4 protein-coding genes are annotated in these 6,250 nt (G+C 53.6%); 2 read left to right on the forward strand and 2 right to left on the reverse strand.

The genetic code is table 11. The features are described from left to right. Positions 1 to 1,233 (forward strand): hypothetical protein (locus ACEW8P_RS16510; RefSeq protein WP_373514176.1); only part of this gene is annotated, 1,233 nt, incomplete at its 5' end. 170 nt (positions 1,234 to 1,403) lie between these two features. Further along, on the forward strand, positions 1,404 to 4,247 hold the full coding sequence (gene carB / locus ACEW8P_RS16515) for a carbamoyl-phosphate synthase large subunit (RefSeq protein ID WP_373514177.1): 2,844 nt from the start codon (positions 1,404 to 1,406) through the stop codon (positions 4,245 to 4,247). 63 nt (positions 4,248 to 4,310) lie between these two features. Here the strand turns inward: carB and ACEW8P_RS16520 are convergent, their stop codons facing one another. Both ACEW8P_RS16520 and ACEW8P_RS16525 read right to left on the reverse strand, forming a co-directional pair. After that, the gene (locus ACEW8P_RS16520; protein WP_373514179.1) at positions 4,311 to 5,075 is read right to left on the reverse strand and encodes an SDR family NAD(P)-dependent oxidoreductase; all 765 of its coding nucleotides are present in this window, start codon (positions 5,073 to 5,075) and stop codon (positions 4,311 to 4,313) included. Between the two features lie 128 nt (positions 5,076 to 5,203). Beyond that, entirely contained in the window at positions 5,204 to 6,214 is a 1,011-nt protein-coding gene (locus tag ACEW8P_RS16525; RefSeq protein WP_373514178.1) for a zinc-binding dehydrogenase, read from the reverse strand. Positions 6,215 to 6,250 lie beyond the last annotated feature (36 nt).

Genomic DNA, 6,250 nt, shown 5'->3' on the forward strand with positions numbered 1-6,250 from the left:
GACTTTTTCGAAACCTTCTGGGAATTGGACGACGATGACGCCCGCCGCGCCCTGCAACGTCGCGCCGACCTGCGGATGTCGGCCCTGCTACCTCTGTCTCAAAAAGGTGGCGTGTCGCCGGAGTTGCGGAATTGGGTACAGACGATCCTCGTCGAGGAGCAATTGTCGGCACTCTACGAACACGCGCTGGTCAGAGATACGGAGGTCAACAAAGCGACCGAAGATAGCCTGCGGCGTCTGGCTTCGGGCATCATGACCTTTCAGCGGGTGCAGTGGATAACGCGCTTCGGCGACTACGCCGACCGCCTGCTCGACAAGCGGGCTTACCGAAATCCGACGCGCTCCAAGTCGCTGCGGGTGGAGACGATGGCCGAACTCATCAAGCGGTACGTGAAGCCGCTGTCGGCGGAGGAAACTGCGCGCCTGAACGAGATGATTCAGCAGGGCAGCGCGACCTCGGGTGGTCTGGATTTCATGAACACCCTCTACGCCCGCAACCGCCGCACGATGGATTTGGTGACGATGATCGAGAAGAATAATCGCGCCTACTCCGACGAATTCGGCCAAACCGCCACTGACTTATTGAATGCCCGTTTGCTGGTAGAGCGGTTTTATCAATCGTCACTCTCGGAGCAGGGACTGCTCTATGACTTTATTAAGACCAAAATCGAAGTGCCAACCATCGCGCAGTCACTCAATGAACTTTACCAATTGGAGATCAAGGATAGTCTCTATATCAAATTAATCGAAAAACGAAACGATCTGTCCGACACGCCCACTGAGGTACTTAGCGGAATATGGCTGTCGCAAACGCGGGGCAACGGGAAAGATTGGTTAAAAAAAGTACAAAAGATGTACGACGGCCGGACGCTTTACATCTTAAAATGGAACCTCTTCGACGAACAAAGCAGAAATGAGGTGCTCTACGCCCCGGCCCTTCGCGCACAACTACCCGCGGATGTAGAGTTCCTGTACATTCATCTGCCGGATGCCGAAATGGGTAACAGCCCGGAACTTTGGAAGAAATTCATCGTCCGTCACAAGCTGAAAGGCGTCCACATGTTCATCACCGACAGTCAGGCTGCGCAGCTCATGTTCAAGCTCAACCCGTTGGCCTACTCCACTTTCGCTATTCTGGCGCCCAACGGAAAGTACTATTCTCGCAACGCCCAATCGCCCAGCAACGGGCAGCGGGCGGCTCAGGCCATTTTGGACGCGCGGGGCGGGCGCTAATTACCCAACTCGGTACTATTCCTAGATTATCCTGATCATAAACCCTTTTTATGGATTTCAGGAAGTCTTTCTGACTCTTACCCCTTAACTTTGTGGAATTTTTGGGCCTACCCCCTTACCCTCGTGCGCCTATCTCATGATTCATAACTCATAATTCATAATTTTCTGTCGTGCCGAAAAACCCCAACATCAAGTCCATCCTCATTATTGGTTCCGGTCCTATTGTCATTGGTCAAGCTTGTGAATTTGACTACGCTGGCTCACAGGCCGCCCGCTCCTTACGCGAAGAAGGCATCAAAGTAAGTCTGATCAACTCCAACCCGGCTACGATCATGACTGATCCGATCAACGCTGATCACGTTTATCTACTGCCGTTGGAGAAGAAGTACATTTCGCAGATTCTGAAAGAGCATCAGGACGCCGGCACACCCATCGACGCGGTACTGCCTACCATGGGTGGACAAACGGCCCTCAACCTGGCAATCGACTGCGAGAAGGCAGGAATCTGGAAAAAATATGGTGTTGAACTTATTGGGGTGGACATCCGGGCTATCGAAACCACCGAAGACCGTGAAGCATTTCGTCTAAAAATGATAGAGCTCGGGGCAAACGTATGTACCGGGCGCATTGCCCGCTCCTTCCTGGAAGGCAAGGAAATCGCCCAGGAAATCGGCTTTCCGTTGGTGATTCGGCCTTCCTACACATTGGGCGGCACGGGTGGCGGCTTCGTAGATAAGGCTGAGGACTTCGACCGCGCCCTTACCAACGGCTTGCATGCTTCTCCTACCCACGAAGTACTGGTAGAGCAGAGCGTGATGGGCTGGAAGGAGTACGAGTTGGAACTGCTGCGCGACGGTGCTGGCAACTTCATCATCATCTGTTCCATCGAGAACTTCGACCCGATGGGCGTCCACACGGGCGACAGCATCACTGTGGCCCCGGCCATGACGCTGCCCGACACCACCTACCAGGAAATGCGCGACCTGGCCATCCGCTGCATGGCGGGTATCGGCTCGTTCGCGGGTGGCTGTAACATTCAGTTTTCGGTCAATCCTGAAACCGACGAAATCATTGTCATCGAGATCAACCCGCGCGTGTCGCGCTCGTCGGCGCTGGCTTCCAAGGCCACGGGCTATCCCATCGCCAAAATCGCCGCCAAGATGGCGATCGGGTACAACCTCGACGAACTCATTAACCCGATTACGGGAACAACGTCGGCTTTTTTCGAACCGACCATCGACTATGTGATCGTGAAAGTACCGCGCTGGAATTTTGACAAATTCCACGGCGCTGATCGCTCATTGGGGTTGCAGATGAAATCGGTGGGCGAGGCGATGGGTATTGGGCGGAATTTTCAGGAAGCATTGCAAAAAGCGTGTCAGTCGCTGGAAATTCGCCGAAATGGCCTGGGAGCCGATGGTCGCGAACTCCGCGATCAGGAGAAAATCAAGCATAGTCTGGCGCACCCAAGCTGGGATCGGCTTTTCCATATTTACGATGCTTTCAAGATCGGCCTTTCCTTCAAATCTATCCAAAACCTAACCAAAATCGACCCTTGGTTCCTGCGGCAGATCGAGGAGTTGATCGAGACTGAGCACGAAATCGGGAAATACGATTTGGAAGATTTGCCAAAATCCCTTTTGCTCAAAGCCAAGCAGAAAGGCTACGCCGACCGCCAAATTGCGCACCTGCTGGGTGTGAAGGAGAGTAAAGTCTATAATCGCCGAAAAGAGCTGGGTATCAAGCGGGTTTACAAATGCGTAGATACTTGCGCTGCCGAATTTGCCGCCGCCACGCCCTACTATTATTCGACTTTTAACACTTCTCAGGATAACCCCGACAACGAGTCCATCGTCAGCGATAAGAAGAAAGTCGTGGTACTTGGCAGCGGCCCCAACCGCATCGGGCAGGGCATCGAGTTCGACTACTCCTGCGTCCACGGCGTGTTGGCTGCCAAAGAGGCGGGTTACGAGACGATCATGATCAACTGTAACCCCGAAACAGTTTCGACGGACCCGGACATTTCGGATAAGCTGTACTTTGAGCCCGTCTTCTGGGAGCACGTCTTCGATATCATCGACCACGAAAAGCCCGAGGGCGTCATCGTACAGCTAGGCGGACAAACGGCCCTAAAAATGGCCGAGAAACTCGACAAGTACGGCATCAAGATTATCGGCACCAGCTATCAAGCTCTTGACCTGGCTGAGGATCGCGGTCGTTTCTCGAACCTGCTGCGCGAGTTGGACATACCGTATCCGCCCTTCGGCACGGTGCGTACCTCCGATGCCGCTGTAGAATTGTCCCGCGAGCTGGGCTTCCCGCTGCTGGTGCGCCCGAGTTACGTGCTAGGCGGACAAAGCATGAAGATCGTCATCAACGAGCAAGAACTGGAACAGCACGTGGTCAAAATCCTGCATGATATTCCTGACAACAACATTTTGCTCGACCACTTCCTGGAAGGAGCCATCGAGGCCGAGGCCGACGCCATCAGCGATGGTGAGGACGCCTATATCATCGGAGTCATGGAGCATATCGAACCCGCAGGAATCCACTCCGGCGACTCCCACGCGGCGCTGCCGCCCTTCGACTTGACGGAGGATTCCATCCAGAAAATCGAAGAATACAGCCGCCGCATCGCCCTGGCGATGGGCGTGAAAGGCTTACTGAACGTACAGTTTGCGATAAAAGATGAGATTGTTTACGTGATCGAAGCCAATCCCCGCGCTTCGCGCACGGTGCCGTTCATTTGCAAAGCTTACCAGGAACCGTACGTCAACTACGCTACCAAGCTAATGCTGGGCGACAAGAAAATCTCGGACTTCAACTTCCAGCCCGTCAAAAAGGGTTGGGCGATCAAGATTCCGGTTTTCTCCTTCAACAAATTCCCGAACGTCAATAAAGAACTCGGCCCCGAGATGAAATCTACGGGCGAAGGGATTTACTTCATTGATGACTTGCAGGATGATTTCTTTTTGAAGGTGTACGGAGAAAGAAACATGTACATGAGTCGTTGATCGCAGTCAATTGTCGTCTTCTTTTTTTGCGGGTGATTCTCTGGAATTGCCCGCATTTTTGATTTATCGCCCCATCCAGCCGCCGTCCACGAGCATGATGCTGCCGTGGACATAGGCGGCGGCTTCGGAGCAGAGGTACACGATCGGCCCGGCGAAATCCTCCGGCTCGCCCCAGCGGCCCGCCGGGATGCGGGACAGAATGGAAGCGGCGCGGGTGGGATCGTTGCGGAGGGCTTCGGTATTGTCGGTGCTGATGTAGCCGGGCGCAATGGCGTTGACGTTCACGCCCTTGCTGGCCCACTCGTTGGCAAAGGCCATCGTCAACTGACCGATCGCGCCTTTGCTGGCTGCGTAGCCCGGTACAGTAATGCCTCCCTGAAAAGTGAGCAGCGAGGCAGTAAAAACTACCTTACCACTTCCCCGCGCGATCATCTCCTTACCAATTTCTCGGGTCAGAATAAATTGTGCATTTTGGTTGACCTCCACCACTTTGTCCCACATCTCGTCGGGGTGTTCGGCAGCAGGGGTTCGCAGAATCGTTCCGGCGTTATTAACCAGGATGTCGATAACCGGAAAGTCTTTTTTGACTTCCTCTATAAAATTATAGAGAGCCTTGCGGTCGCTGAAATCACAGGTGTAGGCTTTGAAATTGCGGCCCGTAGCTTCTACCTTCTGCGCTACTTTACTACCTTCTTTTTCGAGCGAAGTACTTACGCCAATGATGTCAGCCCCGGCTTCTGCCAGCGCTACCGCCATCGCTTTGCCAATGCCCCGCTTACAGCCTGTTACCAAGGCCACTTTTCCGTCTAATTTAAATTTATCTAAGATCATATTGGCTGTTGGGCTTCGGCTCCGCTCAGCCTGACAAGGCTGACGGGGTGCTGCCCTTTGTTATTGATGAAAATTTAATTCACACGACACTTTGTGCCTTTGGACCTCTGTGCCTTGCCCCTATCTTAACACTCCATCAACACCTTCATTCCATCAGGGTTCGTGTCGATGCTTGCAAAGACTTCCTGAATATTGGTCAGAGGCTTCACGGCGGTGATGAGTTGTTCGAGAGGTAATTTTTTTGCCGCTACCAGAGCAATAGCCGCTTCGTAATCCTCGGGTTCATAGACCCGCGCGCCAATGAGTTTGAGTTCTTTCCAGAAGAACTTAAATAAGCTTACCGATTTCGGCTGACCGTGAATGGCTACCATCACAATGCGGCCCCGGATGCCGGCCACTTCGGTCATCACATCCACCGCAGCTTGGACGCCCGATACCTCGAAGACCACCTCGGCGAGCCGATTGTCAGTTTTTTTCTTCACAAATTCCACTAAATCGACCTTCGTTGGATTCACGGCGGTGAAGCCTAGTTTCTGCGCCATGCCGATTCGGGTTTCGTTCACTTCCGAGATAATGACGTTCGCGCCCGCTTCTTTGGCAACCATCGCCACCAACATCCCGATGGGGCCACCGCCCAGCACCACCGCCGTTTCGTCCGCCTGTAGTTCTGCCAGGCGCACGTCGTGACAGGCCACAGCGAGGGGCTCAATGAGCGCGGCTAGTTTCAGATCGGTTTCGGCACCTAGTTTGTGCAACACGAAGGCCGGAACGTTCCAGTACTGTTGCATGGCACCGGGTGAGTCAATACCGATGAATTTCAGATCCTCGCAAATGTGGCTGATGCCTTTGTCCGAAGGCTTTTCGCCCCGGTTATCCAGGGGACGAACTACTACTTTCTCCCCCACATCAAAGCCCCCGACACCCTCACCGACCGCGTCCACTACGCCCGACATTTCGTGGCCGATGGTCAGCGGCATCTTGACGCGCTTGTCCATCATGCCGTGGTAGATGTGAACGTCTGTCCCGCAGACACCCACGTAGGCTACTTTGATGCGGACCTCACCTGCCGCGGGCTCTTCAATTTCTTTTTCAAGTACCGAGAAGGTTTTGTCGCCTTCGTATTGGGTTGCTATCATGGACATTTGAATTTTTTGAATTGTCAGTTTATAAAT

The organism is Persicitalea sp. (assembly GCF_041751555.1).
Lineage (GTDB): Bacteria > Bacteroidota > Bacteroidia > Cytophagales > Spirosomataceae > Persicitalea.

Bases quoted from the DNA above. Each gene is read 5' to 3' on its own strand.
- ACEW8P_RS16525 (WP_373514178.1), bottom strand. From the start codon at position 6,214: ATGATAGCAACCCAATACGAAGGCGACAAAACCTTCTCGGTACTTGAA.